Genomic DNA, 18,578 nt, shown 5'->3' with positions numbered 1-18,578 from the left:
GGGGTCAGCCGCTGAACGGCACGACGTAGATGAGGTGGCGGGCCTGGAGGGCGAGGCGGTCCTTGCTGTCCCAGATCTCCACGTCCTGCTCCAGGAAGCCCCCGGCGTAGTTGCTGGTGCGCTGGGAGAGGCGGAGCCAGCCCGGGGCGGGCTTCGCCCGGACGTGCACGGACATGTGCACGGTCAGGGGGAGCCCGGCGGCGCCCAGGTCGAAGGTGACCGGCGGGAGGACGTCGGAGGCGAGGAGCAGGGCGAGCGGGTCGGGTTCCCGGCCGTCGCGGAACCGCATCCAGCCGCGCGCGGCGCCCTCGCCGGACGGTCCCTCCTCGTTCGACCACCCCGTCGTGCGGGGGTCGAGCCTCAGGTCGAGGTGTTGGTGCAGTTGGGACCGGGAGAGGATCTCGTTGGAGGCCGTCTCGGTGCTGACGCATTCCTCGCGCGGGGGCAGGTCCGGGGCGGTGGCCGAAGTGAACACCTCGTCGTTGAGCGTGTCCAGGTCGCGGTACGTCCCGGTGATGCGGACCCGCTCGGCCTGCGCCCCCTTCTGGTCGGTCTGGACGATGGCCGCCGTGCCGGTGGAGAGTTGCCGCCCCTGACGCACCACGTCGGTCCGGATCTCGACGGGCCCGGGGGCCGAGCGGCTGAGGAAGTGGGCGCTCAGCGCGAACGGGTCCAGCCGGGCCGAGCCCTCCGCGAGCCGCTCGCCGAGCGCGCGGGCCGCGACGGCGAGCAGGAAGCCGCCGTTGACGTGGCCGTGGTTCAGCCATTCGGTGCTGAAGTCCGCCCGGTACCGGTCGTTCGTCCCTTCGACCGGCCGGACGGCCGTGGCCTTGTCGAAGTCTGTCTCAGTGGTCACAGGCGGTACTCCTCGCAGTGGGTGGGTGGCCGGGGCGTTCTCCGGGGCGGTTCACCCCGGAGGTCGGTCGTTCACCCGGGGATCATCGGAAGGTGATGCGGAAAAGGTTCGCGTAGCGCTTCTCGAAGGACTGGGCGGTGACCTCCAGGTAGCGCTCGTACTTCAGGACCGTGTCGGTGCCGGCGACGGCCTCGGCGGCGTCCCGGTTGTCCTTCAGGCGCTCCAGCCAGGTCCTGATCGTGCGCCCGTAGTGGTCGCCGTCGAAGCGCACCGCGATCGGGTCGAAGATCAGCTCGCTGGCCTCCAGGATCTCGGAGAGCCGGGGCGGTTCCGTCTCGGGGAAGATGTCGTCCGACACGAAGGCGATGTCGCGGATGTACCGGCGGTCGAGCTTGACGGTGTTGCCCTTGCCGACCGTCTGGAGTCCGAGGCGGCCCCCCGGGCGCAGCCAGGAACGGCAGCTCTCGAAGAAGGCCCGGTACCCGGCCACGCGTTCGGCGCGCGACAGTCCGCGCCGGGCGAAGTGTTCGAACGCGCCGATCGAGATGACGGCGTCGTACTGCTCGGTGGGCCGGTGGTCCTTCCAGTTCTCCAGGCGGACGTCGCAGCCGGGCAGCCCGAGGGAGCGGGCGGCCTGCGCCTGCTCCTCGCTGAGGGTCAGGCCGACGGCGGCGCCGACGCCGTGCACCTCGATCAGCCGCCGCAGGAGTCCGCCCCAGCCGCAGCCGATGTCGAGGACCCGGGCGCTCCCGGCCGCGCCGGTCTGCTCGACGAAGTAGTCCAGCTTGCGCAGTTGGGCGCTCTCCAGGGTGTCGCCGTCCTGCCAGAGTGCGCAGGAGTAGACGCGGTTCTCGTCCAGCCAGAGCCGGTAGAAGTCGTTGGACACGTCGTAGTGGTGCTGGATGGCGTCGGGAGAGGCGCCGGTGTAGTGCGCGTTCGTGCCCGCTGTTCCCATTCCTTCTCAACCCTTCCTCGGAACACGTCGGTACAGGTCGGTGCATTCGGTCGGGGGCGCGGTCAGGCGGGTCACCAGCGGACGAGCACGGCGCCGAAGCTCAGTCCGCTGCCGAGGCCGACGAGGCACACCAGGTCGCCGCCGCGCAGCCGTCCGGACGCCGCCGCGGCGGCCAACTGCTGCGGTATCGCGGCCGCGTTGGCGCAGCCGTACTCGTCGACCATGATCAGGACCTTCTCGCCCGGGATGCCCAGAGTGTGGCAGAACTCGCGGGTGTACGGGACGGATATCTGGCTGATGCAGACGAGGTCCACGTCCTCCACGGTCAGACCGTTGTCGGCCAGGAGTTCGGGGATCGGACCGAAGTCCGTCTCCGCCAGGGCCCGGAGCGCCTTCATCGGCTTGACCCTGAGCCGGCCGATCTCCAGCCTGCCGTCGGCGTTGGTGGTCATCGGGGTGACGGAGGCGCGCCAGGCCCGGGAGTTGGCGCCCATCCGGTGGGCGATGACGCCGGGTTCCGCGCTCGCCTCGATCAGCAGCGCGGCGCCGACGTCCGACATCGTGAGGGCGGCGCAACTGTCCAGGTAGTCCTGGAGGTTCGCCACCGCGGTGCCGAGCAGCCGGGTCGGGGCCTCCCCGCAGGCGACCAGGATCCGCCGGTAGCTGCCCGCCCGGATGAGCGCGTCCCCGACCTCGATGGCGTTCAGGACCGAGTTGCAGGCGTTCTTCAGGTCGAACACGGGGCAGGTCGCGCCCAGCCGGTCGGCGACGATGTGGGCCGTGGCCGGTTCGAGGACGTCCCCGCTCGCGGCGGCGAAGACGATCAGGTCGAGGTCGCCGGGCCCGTGTCCGGTCTGCTCGAACAGCCGGCGCGCGGCCGCCACCGCGAGGTCGGACGCCTCCCAGCCGGCCGGGGCGACATAGCGGTGGCGCACCCCGGTGAACCGTTCGATCAGACCGCGCGGCAGGTCGAGGCCGGGGTTGCCGGCGGCCAGTTCCTCCTCGACGTCGGCGACGGACCGCCGCCGCTCGGGCAGGTGGACCGCCACGGCCGCGATCCGGGAGCCGAGCGTCATGACCGGTCGCTGCTCAGGGCTTCCGCCACGAGTGCGGCGACCTGGGCGACGCTGCGCACGGCCGGGGCCTCGTCCTCGTCGAAGGCGATGTCGAAGTGGTCCTCGACCGCCAGCAGGCCCTGGAGGAGCTTGAGCGAGTCGACCCCGGGGAGGTTGAGGAGCTGGGTCTCGGCCGTCACCTCGGACAGCGGGATCTTGAGGTGGTCCGCGATCAGGCCGCGGACCTCTTCGAGCACGCGCGGGTACTCGGTGCCGCCGCCGTTCACCGCTTCGGCCGTGTGCTGGGTCACCTGGGGGTCTCCTTCGTTCGGTTCGGGTCAGCTCGGCCGGGGTGCCGGCCGGTAGTCGTTCAGCGGGGTCGCCAACACCGCGCCCGCGGCCGCGAGTTGGCGCAGCCGGAACAGGTAGGCGGCGCCGTGCATGAGCTGTTCGGCCACCTCGACCACGGTCCGGTTCTCCGCCGGGAAGAGGCGGCTGTCCTTCGCCCAGTCGTTGAACGCGCCCATGGCCGGGCCGCACCACACCTGGTAGTCCCGGATCCGGTCGGTCTCGCCGCGGACGGCCCAGCGCGCGGACAGGCCGAGGTACCACCGGAACACCAGGGCCATCTTGACCCTGGGGTTCCCGGCGGCGCGGGCGATCTGCGCCGGGTCCCGGGTACCGAGGTAGTCGAGGCACTCCCGCCACACCTCGTCCACCGACATCCGGAACACGTCCTTCTCCAGGCGGCTCAGCTCGGTGGCGGGGATGTCGTCCAGGCCCTCGTACGTCCGGTAGAGCTCACGCAGCCGGGAGGCGCGCATCGGGAACATGGTGCCGCTCCTGAGGACCTGGACCTCGGCGCCGAGTTCGAACATGTCGGCCGCGGGCGCCATCGCGTAGTCCGCGGCGCCGGCCCGGGTGAGCAGTTCCTTGGCCTCCGGGGACGTCCCGGCCTCCACGCAGCTCTGGTTGACCGAACCGGTGACCACGTAGTCCGCGCCCATCGCGAAGGCGGCGGCCAGGCCCTCGGGGCTGCCGAGTCCGCCGGCCGCTCCGACCCGGGGCACCGACCGGTAGCCGAGCTCCCGGGTGATCCGGTCCCGCAGCCGCAGGACGGCCGCCATGGCCACGGTCGAGGGCCGCCGGTCGGTGTGCCCGCCGGAGTCCGCCTCGACGGTGATGTCCTCGGCGAGCGGCACCCGGGCCGCCGACTCGGCCTGGAGGGCGTCGATCCGGCCCTCCGCGACCAGCGCGTCCAGGACCTCGCGGGGCGCGGGGCGCAGGAACAGCTCGGCGACCTCGGGACGGGACACCTTCGCGATCACCCGGTTGCGGGCCACGGTCCGGCCGTCGCGGTCGCGCTCCAGCCCCGCCACCCGGTAGCGCACCACCTCCGCGGTGGGGGCGATGAAGGCGGAGGCCTCGACGAGCCGGACCCGCCGGTCGAGGAGGAGGTCCACGGTGGCCCGTTCCAGGCCGGGCTCGGCCGGGCTGTGGATCAGGTTGCAGGCGAACGGCAGGCCGGGGATCTTCGCCGCGAAGGTGTCCAGGGCGGACGCGATGCGCTCCGGCGCCAGCCCGGCGGCGCCGAACGACGCCAGCAGGCCCGCCTCGGCCATCGCGATGACGAGTTCCTCGGAGGCGATGCCGTTGGCCATCGCGCCCGCCAGGTAGGCCAGCCGCACGCCGTGCGCCTCACGGAAGGCGGCCGAGCCGAGCAGGCCGGGCGGGAACGCCGGTGCGGTGGCCAGGAGTTCGAAGCCGTCCTCGTCGGTCGCCCGTCCGCCGGAGACCGCGCCGACCGCGTCGCCGTCGGCGACGACGTGGCAGGCCTCGTGCAGCCGGTGCAGCTCGCCGCGCACTCCGGCGACGTCGAACCGCGGGGTGCGTTCCCCCCGCCAGTTGGGTGTTCCGCTCACCTGTGACCGCCCCCCGTCACCACCGCGATGGCGATGTCCTTGAACTCGTAGACCCGCAGTTCGCCGCGCCAGACACTGGCGTCCGCGATCAGGAGGCGCCGGCCGTCCTGCTCCCGCACCTCCTTGAGGTGCGCCTCGAAGTCCAGCCGGGGGTGGGTCGGCGCGAACTCGCCCCGGTAGGTCCAGCTCGTCCGGACGCCGGGCGCGTGGTCGAACCGCGCGTCGGGCCGGTGCCGGGCCGGCTCGGCGACCATGGCGTACGCCCGCAGGCCCGCGTACACGGTCTCCGCGCCGAGCGAGCCCGGCATCACCGGGTCCTGGTGGAAGTGCAGCGGGAAGTACCAGTCGTCCGGGCCGATGGTCCGGTGGCCGCGCAGGTAGCCGGCGCCGTGCAGGCCGCCGCCCGGCACGTAGGAGAAGCCGTCGAGCATGTCCAGCCGCCCGGTGCCGAGGCGCAGCGAGTCGGTCCGCGCCCGCAGCGCGTCCAGGTCGACCTGGACCGCCCTGCCGGCCCCCGGCCCGGCGGAGTCCAGCCACAGCGGTACCGGCCTGCCCTGGTCCAGGCCGACGCTGCCCGCCCTGAGCTCACCGGTGAAGTAGCCGGAGAGCTGCTCCCCGGTGTGGAAGACCTCGCCGTCGACGGAAAGCTCCCAGTCGGCGCGGTGCAGGATCGCGCCGCCGACGGCGTCGTTGGACAGGATGGTGACCCGCTGCCGGACCGTCCTGCCGCGCAGGTCGACCTGGCGCAGCGCGGTGGCGTGCCCGCCCAGGTTGCGCAGGTAGTACTCGGTCTGCGGGAACCGCAGGGTCGTGCCGAGGTAGTACGGCCCGAGCACCCCGGGCTGGACGCCGGCCTCCATGTAGGCGAAGTGCGGCATGTACGGCTGGTTGTTCTCGGTGAAGTACCAGGCGTCCGCGGGGACGTCGTACTCCGACTCGACCACGACGCCGGGCCGGACGGCACCGTCGGCCGCGTCGACGCGCAGCACCCGGTCCACGAAGCAGAGTTCACCGCTGGGCAGCCGCGGCACCCGGGGCAGTTCCCGGCAGACCTCGAACTGCTCGCCCAGCATCGCGTGGTCGCCCCTGGCCACGTGGGCGACGTGCATCTCGTTGAGCACGGCGGGTTCCCCCGACGCGCCGCTGCGCCCCAGGTACCGCGGGGTGCGGTCACGGCGGTCCGGGCGGAAGGGCGTGCCCGGCTTCTCCATGAGCTGGAACCCCACGTTGCTGATCCGGGCCACGGGCAGGTCGTCGGCGTGGACCAGGACGTCGGCGACGACGAACGGGCGGGGGACGAGACCGATGTCGACGATGTCGATCTCGTAGCGGATCTCGCGGGTCGCCGGGCTGATCTGGCCGCGCACCTTGGTCGTGGTGGTCAGCCCTTTGACGGGCTGGTAGGTGGCGTCCGGCAGACACAGGTGGAGGCCGGCGTGCAGACCGTACACCTGGAGCGCCTGCATGGCGCCCTCGGCGACCAGGGTGCCGGGCATCACCGGGTCGCCGACGAAGTGGCTGGTGAAGTACCACTCGTCCGGGTCGAGCCGCTTGATCGAGGTGCAGGAGCCGCGGCCGTGCGCACCGCCGGTGAGCCCCATCCAGGGGACTTCGTCCACCATCAGCAGCCGTGTCGGGTTCAGCCGCAGCGAGCGGTTGGCGCCGGGCTCCTGCCGGTACGCGGGGCCGAACACCTCGGCGAAGCGGCCCTGGGTGAGCTTGGCGATGTCCTCGCCGTCGAGCTTCGTACGGTCCGTCCGCGCGAGCGGCTTGAAGGCGGAGGGCCGCGCCGCACGCCCGGCCGGCTCCTCCGCCGGTGCCTTCGACTCGGCGCCGATGATGCCCCCGGCCTCGGCGAGCTCACGGTCGGTGAAGAAGCCCGCGCAGCCGTTGCGCATGGTGAAGGCGAGCTCGCCGTCGACGAAGCAGTCGTAGTGGAAGAAGGTCAGGGTCGGGCCGTTGGTCTGCAGGACGTTGCTGATGTGGATGTCGCACCGGATCCGCTGGCCCTCCCGCACCGACGAGCCGTACGGGGTCAGTGAGCCGTCGAGCAGCCGGTAGACCCGCTCGCCCCGGTTCTCGAAGTCGATCCCCATGTAGCTGATCAGCACCAGGTCGCACTGGCCCGCCTCGGCGAGCACCCCGAAGGGGACCTGCCCGTCGACGCTGTACCAGGCCCCCACCGGGACGTCGTACTCGGTCCGGATGAAGGACGGCCCGAACCTGCCGCGTTCGGCTTCCAGGGCGGTCACCCGGCTGACGAAGTGGTAGGGCTCGGCGGGCAGCCGGACCCTGCGCGCGAAGGCGTCGATCGGCGCGTACTCCGGACCGAAGGCCTTGCCCACCTCGCCGTTGGCGAACTCCAGCAGGTCCTGCTCGTCGAGGACCACGCCCGGCGGCTTCCTCCGCCCGGCGGGCGGAGCGGCGGCGGGCGGAGCGGCGGCGGGCGGAGCGGCGGCGGGCGGAGCGGCGGCGGGCGGAGCGGCGGCGGGAGCAGCGGCGGCGGTCCGCCGTACCCGGCCGGGGAAGGTGATGGCCGGCTGCTCCTCCGGCGCCTCGCTGCTGGGCCGCAGCCGCTGGATCGCTGCGCGGCTGTTCTCGGCCACGGACTCTGCCACCGGTGGTCCTCCTGGAGTTGTCTGACGGATCGACAGAGCGCGGGCGGTTCCCCGGGGCGGCTCCGGCAGGTACGGCGAGAGGTCGACCGGCAGGCCGTGCGCCGCCAGCTGCGCCAGGACCCGGCCGATCCCGGACGCCGTGCTCGTCCGGCGCCGGTCCACCGATGCCGCGACGTGGCTGCGGGTGGCGAGGGTCTCCCTGATCCACCTGCTGCAGGTGCCGCCCGGTCCCACTTCGACGAAGTAGCGGTAGCCGCGCGCGTACAGCGTCTCGACCAGCCTCGGGAAGTCGACGGTCCGCCTCAGCGTCGCCGCGTTGTTCTCGGCGACGGCCGTGGCGCCGAAGTCCGTCAGCGGCGCGTAGCCGTTCGCGGAGTACAGCTCCACGTCGGTGACCGGCCGGGTCTCCCGGCGCAGGCAGTCGGCCAGTTCGCCCGCGTCCGGCAGCGGGCAGTGCAGCACGTGGCTCACCCCGGAGGCCAGGTTCCGGCAGCCCAGCGCGTCCACCACGGCCCGGCACTGGGCCGGGTCGCCCGAGATCACCACTTCCACCGGGGTGTTGACGTGGGTGACGAAGACCCGGTCGTACTCCCTGACGGCGGCCCGGACCTTCGCCACCTCCTCGAAGAGGACGAACCCGGACCAGACGTCGGCGTCCGCCGTGGCCTCCGGGAGCGCCCACGCCTCGCGAACGGCGGTCTTGGGCCCGCTCAACCGGCCCTGGAACACCTCGGCGAGCCGGGCACGCTGCTCCCGCCCGTGCGAGGCGGGGGAACAGGCGCCCAGGGCGTACAGCATGCTGGACTCGCCGAGGCTGTACCCGAAGGCGCCGTGCACGGGCACGCCCAGGAGGCGGCGCAGCGCCTGCGTCTGGAGCCAGGCGAACGAGCTGCCGATGTCCACCATGGACGAGAAGTCCCGCATGAGCGCCGTGGCGGCGGCCTCCGCCTCGTCGGCGTCCGCCGGGCGCACCCGGCGGCGGAACAGCAGGTCCTCGCGCATCAGTTCACCGGCGTCGGGCACCGCGGCCTCCGCGATCGGCAGCAGCCCCGGAAGCGTGCGGAACAGCTCGGCTCCGACGCCGGGATAGGCGCTGAGCATGCCGGGGAAGACCAGCGCGACCTTGCCACGGCCGCCGATGGGGGACGGCGTGTAGTGGCTCCCGGCCGGAGTGGTCCACTCCGTCCCGGCCGCGTGCGCCCGCGGCACCCGGGCGAGCGCACGCTCGGCCTCACGCCGCAGGACGTCGGGGCGGGCCGCGCACAGCACCAGCCGATGGGCGTGCTCGGGCATGGCGGCGAACTCCGTTGCGACCCGCCGGAGTTCGGCGCGGTCGCCGGTCGCGTCGCGCACCTCGGCGACCCGGTGCATCAGCTCGGCGAAGTCCGCCCCGCCCACGGCCACGATCAGCTGCCCGTGGACGTCCGGGCCTTCGACCGCCGTGACGTCACCGCGCACCGAGGCGCCCGAGAGGACGACGCTGACGTGCGCGCCCCCGGTGCCCAGTCCGTTCACCACCGCCCGGCGCGGGCCCCGGCGCGCGGCGCGCAGCCAGGGCCTGCTCCGGTCGGGAACGAAGAACGCCGACTCCGACAGCGTCGCCGAGAAGCGGTCCGACGGGCCCGACCAGCCCGGGACGGCGGGCAGGTAGGCGCGGTGCAGACAGAGCGCGACCTTGACGATGCCGACCAGCACCGCCGCCAGCTGGGTGTCCCCCACGTTGGCGGAGACCGATCCGAGCGCCGTGGTGCGTCTCCCGGCGCTCTCCGTGCTGCCCTCCTCCGGGCCCTGTCCGGCCCAGACCTGGGCGAGGCCCTCCAGCTCGGCCGCGTCCTGGTCGGGAACGCCCGTCGAGTGCAGCTCGACGTAGTCGACCTCGCCCGGCGTGATCCCGGCGGTCCCCAGCGCGTCGAGCGTGGCCAGCCTGACCTGCTCGGCGTCGGCCGCGAGGCCCACCGCCGGGGACGGCGCGTACCGGATCGACAGCGCGTCGATCGTGGCGTAGGCCGGGCGCCCGGGCGCCCGCCGGTCGCCGGCCCGGGTGAGCAGCAGCGCGGCGGCTCCCTCGCCCGCCCGCCAGCCCGGCCCGCCGCCGATCCCGAGTCCGGGCGCGCCCCCGTAGGCGGCGAGCCCGAACCGCGCCAGCATGTTCTCCACGTTGCCGGTGAAGTCGACCGCCCCGACCAGGACGGCTTCGACCGACTCGTCCAGGAGCACCAGCGCGGCCGCCTCCAGGGCGGAGGCGGCGCCCGTGCTGTCGGCCGCCACCGTGAACGCCGGACCGGTGAAGTTCCACAGCGACGAGACCCTGGTGGCGGTGATGCCCAGGTAGCTCAGCACCGCGTTGGGCGACCAGCCTGCGCCGATGCCCCGCTGCGCCGCGTCCACGAGCGCGGCCACGGCCTCGGCGTCGCCGGTCAGCTCGAGTTCCTCGCAGCGGCGGCGCAGGGCTCCGGCCAGGTCGTGCCGTGCGGCGTAGGAGTGCCCCACCGGGTTCATCTCGGCGGCCACGACCACGGCCACCCGACGGGCGGGCGGCGGTCCCCCGTCGTCGGCCTGCCGCCGGTAGCCCGCGTCCAGCAGCGCCTCCTCGGCGACCCGGACGAAGAGCAACTGCTGCTCGTTGAAGCCCTCCAGGTCGATCGGGGGAACGCGAAGGCGGGCCGTGTCGCAGTCGAAGGAGTCGATGTACGCGCCGTCGGGCAGCGGGTGGCCGGGGGCGAGGCCGCGCCAGCGCCGCTCCGGCAGCGGGCCGAATCCGTCGCGGCCCTCGTACACCGCGCGTTCCAGCTCGCCGGCGTCGGCGAAGGGGCCGACGTGGCAACCGACGCCCAGGATGTCGAGCTTCGGCAGTGCGCGCGGGGCCTCCGGCGCGGTGGCGGTTCCGGAGGGCTCGGTCGGCTCGGAGAGGACCACGTGGGCGTTCGTCCCGCCGAACCCGAAGGAGGACACCGCCGCCGTGCGGGGCCGCCCGGTCCCCGGGAAGTCCGTGTTCTCCCGGGCGAGTCGGCCGTGGGTGTCCGCGAGCGGTTCGGTCACGCCCGGGGTGGGCGGGATGACGCCGTACCGGATCGCGAGGATCGTCTTGATCAGCCCGGGCATCCCCGCGCCGGTCAGCAGGTGCCCCAGGTTGGACTTGACCGAGCCCAGGTACGGGATGGTGCCCGAGGCGCCGAAGAACTCGTTGATGCCGGACAGTTCGACGCCGTCACCGAGCCGGGTGCCGGTGGCGTGGCACTCCAGGTACTGCACGGTGGACGGGTCGACGCCCGCGTTCCCGTACGCGCGCCGGTAGGCGTCGACCTGGCCGGTGCGCTGGGGCACGAGCGTGTGCCGGCCCGTACCGTCGTTGGTCAGCGCGGCCCCCTCGACGACGGCGTGGATCCGGTCACCGTCGCGGCGGGCGTCCGCGAGCCGCTTCACCACCAGCATGCCCGCGCCCTGGCCGGTCAGCGCCCCGCTGGAGCGGGCGTCGAACGGCTGGCAGCGGCCGTCCTCGGGGTAGGCCCGCAGATCCGAAAAGGCCAGGTGCAGACCCACCAGTTCCTGGCCGCCGACCGCGCCCGCGAGCATCACGTCGGCCCGGCCGACGGACAGGTGGTCGCAGGCCAGCTTGAGCGCGTACAGTCCCGAGGCGCACGCCCCGTCGACGGCCAGTTGGGGGCCGCCAATGCCCAGCGCCGCCGCGACCACGCGCGCGGGCATGCCCCCGACCCACAGGTTGTGCGCGGCGGCCAGGGGATCGGAGCCGCCGCCCGCGCCGGAGGCCAGCGCCTGCCCCGGGTCGAACCCGGCCTCGGCCAGGCCGCGTCCGACCGCGGCGAGCCACAGGTCCGAGCCGTGCCGGGTGGACAGCAGCGACGGGAAGCCCGCGTTGCCGAGCACGATTCCGGCCCGGTCGGCCCGCACCCCGGCTATCCGCCCGGTGCCGTCCCCGGCGTCGTGCCCGAGACCGCGGCCGAGGTGGTGTCCGGCGTCGTGTCCGAGGTCGTGTCCGGCGTCGGCCAGGGCGTCGCGGGACGCGTGGAGCGACCACTGGAAGATCCGGTCGAGCGCGGAGAGGTAGTCGGCCGGCAGCCGGTAGCCGGTGGGGTCGAAGCTGAAGTCGCGGACGAAGGCGCCGCGGGTGCTGTAGATCCGGTGCCGGTCCCCCGGCCGGGCCGCCGGTCCGCCCGGCACGCCCCGTTCGAAGATCTCCTCCGTGCCGTCGGTGCGGCTGTCCCGGCCCCGGCACAGGTTCTGCCAGAACTCCTCGACCGTCGCGGCCTCGGGGAACAGGCAGCCCATGCCGACGACCGCGTACTTCTGCCCGTGCGTCATCCCCGTCAGCCCCCGGTCACGGCGGAGGAGGGTGCCCGCCGCGGGTCGAGGCCCGCGGGCCCGGCCGTCGGACCGATCATGACGACCGCGTCGCCGGTGCGCCCGGGCGCGAACTGCTCGGCGAACATCCCCGCGCCGACGTGCCGCGGGATGAGGACGACCCCGCGCTCCTCGAACATCCCGCGCAGTTCCGGCGTGACCATTCCACCGTCCCACGCACCCCAGTTGATGGAGAGGACGCGGTCCGCCCGCCGCTCCCGCCTGAGCGCGGCCACCATGCGGTTCAGCACTTCGTTGGCCACCGCGTAGTCGGCCTGGCCGCGGTTCCCGAACAGCCCGGCGACCGACGAGAACAGCACGATGTGCTTGAGGCGCCGGTCCGTCAGCGGCGACAGGACGTTATCGAGGCCGACCAGTTTGGTCGCCAGCACGGCGGTGACGTCCTCGGCCCGCTTCCTGGCGATCAGCCGGTCCGCCAGCAGGCCCGCGCCGTGGACCACACCGCTGATCCGCTCCCGATAGGGCTCCAGGGCGTCCTTGACCGCGCCCGCGTCCAGGATGTCCACGGCCAGGTACGTCACCCGGGCACCCCCGGCGCGGAAGCGGGCCAGGTTCGCGGCGATCTCGCGCCGGGCCAGGATGGCGCGGTACCGGCGCTCGACCTCGGGGAGGGCCACCTTCCCGCCGTTGCGTCCGGCGTGCTCGATGATGCCCCCCTTCAGCCCGGCGCCGTCGAGGCCCTCGGCCCACTCCGGCTCGGCCTCCGGCTCGGTCCGGCCGAGGATCAGCAGCTCACACGGGTACTCGGCGGCCAGCGCGGCGACGCACTCGGCGGTCACCCCGCGCGCCCCACCGGTCACCACGAACAGGTCCGACGCCCCGGGTGATCCACCGCCTCCGGGACCGACGGCCGTGCCGGGGGCCACCGGTGGTGCGAAAGCCAGCGCGGTGCGCCTCCGGCCGTCGTGCCCCACTTCGTGGAGTCCGGTGTCCGGGTCGTTCAACTCGCCGTGCACGACGGCCCGGACCGTTGCGTCGTCGAGTCCCGGTGCGAGGTCGATCGACCGGCAGAACAGGTCCGGTGATTCGACGGCCAGCGTCTTGGTCAGGCCCGTGAGCCCGGCCAGCAGGCCGCTCGGCAGACCGGCCGGTGGACCGCTCGGCAGCGTGCCGCCGCCGAGCCCTGCCGCGCCGTCCAGGTTCGTCACGACGACGAACCCGGAACGCCCGTCCTGCGCGGTCGCCAGCAGATGCGGCTGCGTCAGCTTCGCCAGCAGGATCGCGTGGGTCAGCCGCTCCACGGCGTGCCCGACGGTGGCCGGTTCGCTGCCCGCCATCTGGAGGCACAGGTCCAGTCGGCCGGCCCGGCGCGCCACGTCCTCGACGGCTTCGGCGAGCGCCGACTCGTCCCAGGATCCGAGCCGGGTGACCGGCAGGTCGGCGGCCGGCGGCTGGACACCGGGCAGCGTGACGAGATGCGGCCGGAGCCCCAGGGTGAGGAGTTCGTCGACGATGCAGCGGGTGATTGCGGAACCGTCATCGACCAGCAGCGCCGCTGACCGCGGCGCGAATGCTTTTCCCTGCGTCACCACCTCGCCCACGGTGTCGTAGGCGACCGTGAGACGGCCGATTCCGGACGCGTGGTCGTCGCCCTGCGCCGCGTCCGCCGCGTCCGGGGCCGGGTCCGAGTCCGGGTCCGCTGCCACGAGGACGGCCACCACATCGGCGAGCGTCCTGAGTTCACCGAGCCGCTGGGTGTCCATCTCACGGATCGCGGGGTACGCCCCCTGCAGACCGCTGACGATCTCCACCCGCTTGATGGAATCCACACCGAGATCCGCCTCGATGTCCATCGACACGTCCAGCATGTCCACCGGATAACCGGTCTTCTCCGACACCACCGCGAGCAACGCCTCACGCGCCCGCACCGCCGCCACCGACTCCAGAACCGGAACCGGAACCGGAACCGGAACCGGGTCCGGGGCCTGGACCGGCGCCTCCACCGGTTTCGGCGCCTCCACCGCGGCCTCGACGACGTCCGCCGCGTCGGGGTCGGCAGCGACGAGGACCGCCACCACATCGGCGAGCGTCCTCAGTTCACCGAGCCGCTGGGTGTCCATCTCACGGATCGCGGGGTACGCCCCCTGCAGACCGCTGACGATCTCCACCCGCTTGATGGAATCCACACCGAGATCCGCCTCGATGTCCATCGACACGTCCAGCATGTCCACCGGATAACCGGTCTTCTCCGACACCACCGCGAGCAACGCCTCACGCGCCCGCACCGCCGCCACCGACTCCAGAACCGGAACCGGGTCCGGGGCCGGGGCCTGGACAGGAACCGGGTCCGGGGCCTGGGCCTGGACCGGAACCGGGTCCGGGGCCTGGACCGGAAGCGGGGCCAGGGCCTCCAGCGGTTCCGGCGCCTCAACTCCCGGTGCCTCGACCGCCTCCGCCGCCGCCCGCGGTAGGACCGCCTGCCGTGGCGCCGGTAAGGGCTCGACAACCGCAGGCGCCGGCAGCTCCGCCCCGTCGAGCAGAGCGGTGATCAGGTCGTGCCCCTGCTCCTGCCCTTCGAGGATCAGCGCGAGGTAGCGCTGCAGCACGCGCAGCGACTTCCCGACCTCCTCGGCGGGTGCGGCGCCGACGTGTTCGGAGATGTCGGCGACCATCTCCTGGGCGGCGTGCAACTGCCCGTTGAGGTATCCCTTGTGCAGCGTCACCTGTCTGGCCAGCAGTCGGCTGGTACTGATCGGCACATCGACTCCATCGTCATGAGTGGCAGGTCCGCTCTCCGCTGCCGGGGAGGGCCTCGCCGGTTCTTCGTCCCGGTGGCCGTGCGGAACGGCCGCGGCGGCGGGTGCATGCGGCGTTTCGGGCGTTCGGGAGGTCGTCATCTCGTACGGTGTGGCGAGGAGTTGCTCGTACTCCGCCTTCTTGTGCTCCGGGACGAAGTTCTTCGCGGTGAGGAGGATCGAGCCCTTGGCGACGGGCGCCGGGTCCTCGGTCCGGTCGTAGCGGCCGATCCGGTGGACGGGCAGGCCCAGGACGCGGAGCCGGAGCGCGAGGAGCTTGAGGGAACGGTCGGCGCAGGCGCGCGGCCCCTTGTCGGCGGAGAGACAGACCACCGAGCCGTTCGGCAGCGTGCGCTCGATCAGCCCGGAGAGCGTGGACCTGGGCCCGAACTCGACGAAGACCCGGAAGCCCGCGTCGTACATCTCGGTGATCCGTCCCGCGAAGTCGACCGGCTTGCGCAGCTGCTCCACCAGGACCCGCTTGTTCCTCGCCGGGTCGGCCCCGTAGGAGGCACCCGCCGTGTTCGCGTAGACCGGCCGGTCCGGGGCCCGGAACTCGGTCGCCTCGACGGCCGCGCGGAAGGACTCCACCGCGTGCTCCACGAACGGCGTGTGGAACGCCGCCGACACAGGGAGCCGTGACGCGGTGATCCCCTTGGCCTTCGCCTCGGCGACGAGTTTCTCGATCTGCCAGGTGGCTCCGCCGACGACGAACTGCTCGGGCGCGTTGATGTTGCAGACCCGGATGTCCTCGTGCGCCCGGACCAGGTCGTCCACCACGCTGCTGGGCGCGCTGATCGCGGCCATCGCCCCGGTGTCCAGGGCGCCGGGTCCGGTGGCGGGAGCGGCCATCGCCCGGCCCCGCGCACCGGCCAGGCGGAAGAACTGTTCCTCGGTCAGGCTGCCGGCGGCCCAGAGCGCCGTGAGTTCGCCGAAGCTGTGCCCGATGAAGCCGTCCGGGGCGAAGCCGAGTTCCCGCAGCCAGTTGTACTGGCCGACGGAGAGCGCCCCGATGGCGGGTTGGGCGTTCTGGGTCTGCCGCAGCAGCTCCTCCTGCCGCCGGTCGTCCTCGCCGAAGGTGGGCGGCGGGAAGACCGCACGGGACACCGTCGACTTCCCGGCTGCCCTGGCCATGCTGTCGAAGGCTTCCCGCACCGGCGGCACGGCGAGCGCGGCGGTCCGCCCCATGTTGACGTACTGGCTTCCCTGACCGGCGAACACGGCCGCGACCCTGCCGTGTCCGGGCAGTGCTCCGCGTCTGCCGGAGATCCCCGCCGGGTCGTTCCACTCCTCGGCCTCGGGGTGCTCGCGCACCAGGCGGGCGGCGGCCGACCTCAGCTCCTCGAACTCGTCCTGGGTGCGGTAGACGAAGCCGATCCTCGGGTCCCCGGCCGGAACGGCGGCGTCGTCCTCGGCCGGCGGGTCCTGGACGAGCCGTTCCGCCAGGGTCGGGGCGTCCGGGGCGTGCCACAGCGCCGTCCGCACGGTCGGCGCGAGGACCGTCCTCGGCTGACCGGGGGCCGGGTACTCCTCCAGTACGCAGTGGTAGTTGGTCCCGCCGAACCCGAAGGCGGAGACCGCCGCCCGTCTGGCCGGACGCTCCGGGTCGTGGATCCACGGCTGCGCCAGGGTGTTGACGTAGATCCCGCTGTCGGGCGCGGCGGCCGCTTCGAGCGGCTGGGTGACGTTGATCGTCGGGGGCAGCACCTTCTGGTGCAGTGCCAGGGCGGTCTTGATGAGGCCCGCCGCACCCGCCGCGGCCTTGGTGTGGCCGATCTGCGACTTCACGCTTCCGATCGCGGCGAACTTTCCTTCGGAGGTGGCCTCCCGGATGACCTCCGTCAACGACGAGAGCTCCACGCTGTCACCGGCCTTGGTGCCGGTGCCGTGCGCCTCGAAAAGGCCGATCGAGGAGACCGGTACGCCCGCGTCCTCGTACGCCCGGCGCAGTGCGAGCATCTGCCCGTTTTTCTGCGGGGCGTAAATGCTGCCGGACCGGCCGTCATTGGCGGTTCCGAGTCCGCGAATCACGGCGTATATCTTGTTGCCGTCGCGCTCGGCGTCATCGAGCCGGCGCAGCGCGACCATGCCTATTCCGTCGCCGAGGAGGGTCCCGTCCGCGGATTCGTCGAAAGGCCGGACGTTGCCGGAGAGGGAAAGCGCCGGAGTCTTGGAGAAGGCCATGTAGGCGAAGACGGTGTTGTCGACGGTGCAGCCGCCGGTGACCATCATGTCCTGTCGGCCGGCGGCCAGTTCCCGCACCCCGACTTCTATTGCCGCGAGGGAACTCGCGCAGGCGGCGTCGACCGTGCAGTTCATTCCGCCGAGATTCAGTCTGTTGGCGATGCGCCCCGCCACGACGTTGCCCAGCAGCCCGGGAAAGGAGGCCTCGTCCCATTCGACGAAGGCCCTCGTGAACCGCTCCGCGATCTCCTCGGCATCGCGCTCGGCGAGGCCGATGCTCCGCGCCGCGTCGGCCACGACCGGGGCCTGCATCCGGGAACTGAGCGGGATGGTGGCCGAGAGGGAGCCGCTGATGCCGAGGACGACTCCGGTCCGTGACGGCTCGAACCAGGAGGATCCCTCGGCTCCGGCGTCCCGCAGCAGGTCGCGGGCGACGACCAGGCTGAGCAGTTGGACGATGTCGGTCGACGGCAGGAGCGTCGGCGGGATGCCGAGGCCCATCGCGTCGAACGGGACGTCGGGCAGGAATCCCCCGCGCCGCGAATAGGTCCTGTCCCGGGCCGTCGGATCGGGGTCGAAATAGCGTTCGGTCGACCAGTGCGAATCCGGGACTTCCCGTATGCAGTCCTCGGCCTCCACGACCCTTTGCCAGAAATCACCCGTGCTGCTGGAGTTCGGGAAGAGGGAACCGATTCCGACGATTGCGATCGGAGTTCCCGAAGATCGCCGTTCACCTGAATGGGAGCGCATGTCTTCCTTCCATGGAAGCCGTTGCACGGCGTCCGGACGGCGCTCCAGATCAAGCGCGCGACACGACAGCAGAGGTCGGTGTCATGCGCCCCCGCTGCTTGACGAGTCCGATCCTTACACGGCTATCGGCGAATCAGCAAGGCCCTGGCGCGAAGTGAAATCCGATCACGAAATCTCCGCCTATCACGTCGACTTGCGGCGGCATGATCATTGTTGTGGCGGCATGATCCTCTTTATCGGAGATCTTGGAACTGCCGCCGGGCGGCCGGTCGGTGCGGCGCGGGGGTGGTCGACGGGGACGGACTCGACGAGGGCCCGGCCGCTGCCACCCGGTTCCGCGTTTTCCGCCCAACTGCACTGGAACCACGGTAGGTTGAGGCATGACGCAGACAACCCCGCCGGCGGAGCAGGCGCTCGCGGTCCTGCCCCCGGCGCTGCGCGGGTGGCTCGGGCCGGTCGCGGGCCTCGCCGCGTCGGTGGTCGCGCTGCTCGCGTTCCGGTACGCCGGCGAGGGCGAGCCCGGAACGCTGGACGCGCGGATCGGCGCGGCGGCTGGCGGGGTTCGCCCGCCGTGGCGGTCCGTGGCGCTGCTCCTGGACTCGCTGGGGGAACCGGTGGGGGCCACGGCGCTGGTCGCCGTCCTCGTGACGGGTTGCCTGGTGCTGCGGCGCCCGCGCGCGGCGGTGTTCGCCGTGGCCGCGATCGGCCTGACCGTCGGAGCGGCGACGCTGCTCAAGCACCTGGTGGGGCGCACCATCCACGGCGAGAACCTGTCCTACCCGAGCGGGCACACCGCCTTCGCCACCGCCCTCGCCCTCGTGCCGGCCCTGCTCGCGACCGGCCGCCGCAGCCACCACGGCCCCGGGCCCGGATTCGGGTCCGGGGCCTGGCTCGTACTCGCCGCCGCGGCGGCGGCCGGAGCCGCCATGGGCTGGGCGCAGGTCGCGCTCGGCGCGCACTACCCGACCGACGCCCTGGCCGGCTGGTGCACCGCGCTGGCGGTGGTGCCGGCGACGGCGTGGCTGGTCGACCGGACGGCCGACGCCGCTCGGCGCGAGCACCGCTGACGTCGGCACGTCACCTCACGTCACGTCACCCGGCCGACCGAGCCGGGCCGGACCGG

The 18,578-nt window shown here is 72.9% G+C and carries 8 protein-coding genes; 1 reads left to right on the top strand and 7 read right to left on the bottom strand.

Annotated features, from left to right (window positions below; genetic code table 11):
* Positions 1 to 4: 4 nt before the first annotated feature.
* The 7 genes from ACZ6Z8_RS21605 to ACZ6Z8_RS21575 all read right to left on the bottom strand — a co-directional run bounded on the left by ACZ6Z8_RS21605 (position 5) and on the right by ACZ6Z8_RS21575 (position 17,455).
* Positions 5 to 856, bottom strand: coding sequence for a thioesterase family protein (locus tag ACZ6Z8_RS21605; protein ID WP_465611657.1), 852 nt, complete (start codon positions 854 to 856; stop codon positions 5 to 7).
* 82 nt (positions 857 to 938) lie between these two features.
* The gene (locus ACZ6Z8_RS21600) at positions 939 to 1,811 is read right to left on the bottom strand and encodes a class I SAM-dependent methyltransferase (protein WP_465611656.1); all 873 of its coding nucleotides are present in this window, start codon (positions 1,809 to 1,811) and stop codon (positions 939 to 941) included.
* A 71-nt stretch (positions 1,812 to 1,882) separates the two neighbouring features.
* Positions 1,883 to 2,887, bottom strand: coding sequence for a 3-oxoacyl-ACP synthase III family protein (locus ACZ6Z8_RS21595; RefSeq protein ID WP_465611655.1), 1,005 nt, complete (start codon positions 2,885 to 2,887; stop codon positions 1,883 to 1,885).
* Entirely contained in the window at positions 2,884 to 3,177 is a 294-nt protein-coding gene (locus tag ACZ6Z8_RS21590) for an acyl carrier protein (RefSeq protein ID WP_465611654.1), read from the bottom strand. The genes ACZ6Z8_RS21595 and ACZ6Z8_RS21590 overlap by 4 nt, the downstream gene beginning before the upstream one ends.
* 27 nt (positions 3,178 to 3,204) lie before the next feature.
* Complete coding sequence (locus tag ACZ6Z8_RS21585) at positions 3,205 to 4,788, bottom strand: PfaD family polyunsaturated fatty acid/polyketide biosynthesis protein (protein ID WP_465611653.1); 1,584 nt, start codon at positions 4,786 to 4,788, stop codon at positions 3,205 to 3,207.
* Positions 4,785 to 11,726: a beta-ketoacyl synthase N-terminal-like domain-containing protein gene (locus ACZ6Z8_RS21580; protein WP_465611652.1), complete on the bottom strand. Its 6,942-nt coding sequence runs from the start codon at positions 11,724 to 11,726 to the stop codon at positions 4,785 to 4,787. The genes ACZ6Z8_RS21585 and ACZ6Z8_RS21580 overlap by 4 nt, the downstream gene beginning before the upstream one ends.
* Before the next feature lie 5 nt (positions 11,727 to 11,731).
* Entirely contained in the window at positions 11,732 to 17,455 is a 5,724-nt protein-coding gene (locus ACZ6Z8_RS21575; RefSeq protein ID WP_465611651.1) for an SDR family NAD(P)-dependent oxidoreductase, read from the bottom strand.
* A 380-nt stretch (positions 17,456 to 17,835) separates the two neighbouring features.
* Here ACZ6Z8_RS21575 and ACZ6Z8_RS21570 point away from each other — a divergent pair, with 380 nt between their 5' ends.
* Complete coding sequence (locus tag ACZ6Z8_RS21570; protein WP_465611650.1) at positions 17,836 to 18,522, top strand: phosphatase PAP2 family protein; 687 nt, start codon at positions 17,836 to 17,838, stop codon at positions 18,520 to 18,522.
* Positions 18,523 to 18,578 lie beyond the last annotated feature (56 nt).

It is taken from the genome of Kitasatospora sp. NPDC101108 (assembly GCF_055584725.1).
This window is presented reverse-complemented; position numbering and strand designations above follow the sequence as displayed.

What these genes read in the sequence shown, in the direction of transcription:
- ACZ6Z8_RS21570 (WP_465611650.1), top strand. Translation starts at nt 17,836, where the DNA reads ATGACGCAGACAACCCCGCCGGCGGAGCAGGCGCTCGCGGTCCTGCCC.
- ACZ6Z8_RS21580 (WP_465611652.1), bottom strand. Translation starts at nt 11,726, where the DNA reads ATGACGCACGGGCAGAAGTACGCGGTCGTCGGCATGGGCTGCCTGTTC.
- ACZ6Z8_RS21600 (WP_465611656.1), bottom strand. Translation starts at nt 1,811, where the DNA reads ATGGGAACAGCGGGCACGAACGCGCACTACACCGGCGCCTCTCCCGAC.
- ACZ6Z8_RS21575 (WP_465611651.1), bottom strand. Translation starts at nt 17,455, where the DNA reads ATGCGCTCCCATTCAGGTGAACGGCGATCTTCGGGAACTCCGATCGCA.
- ACZ6Z8_RS21595 (WP_465611655.1), bottom strand. Translation starts at nt 2,887, where the DNA reads ATGACGCTCGGCTCCCGGATCGCGGCCGTGGCGGTCCACCTGCCCGAG.